The organism is Rossellomorea aquimaris, assembly GCF_001877785.1.
Lineage (GTDB): Bacteria > Bacillota > Bacilli > Bacillales > Bacillaceae_B > Rossellomorea > Rossellomorea aquimaris_A.
Genome location: NZ_MINN01000067.1, coordinates 1 through 280, shown reverse-complemented (window position 1 = coordinate 280; position 280 = coordinate 1). Strand labels below are relative to the sequence as shown.

At 51.8% G+C, this 280-nt stretch carries 1 rRNA gene; it reads left to right on the top strand.

What is annotated here, in order from left to right:
* Positions 1-280 (top strand): 23S ribosomal RNA (locus BHE18_RS02795); the annotation flags it as partial.

Genomic DNA, 280 nt, shown 5'->3' with positions numbered 1-280 from the left:
ACCTCCCAAGGCTAAATACTACCTAGTGACCGATAGTGAACCAGTACCGTGAGGGAAAGGTGAAAAGCACCCCGGAAGGGGAGTGAAATAGAACCTGAAACCGTGTGCCTACAAGTAGTCAGAGCCCTATGCATCTTTCCTCTGGAAAATGCAGGGTGATGGCGTGCCTTTTGTAGAATGAACCGGCGAGTTACGATCCCATGCAAGGTTAAGTCGATGAGACGGAGCCGCAGCGAAAGCGAGTCTGAACAGGGCGAATGAGTATGTGGTCGTAGACCCG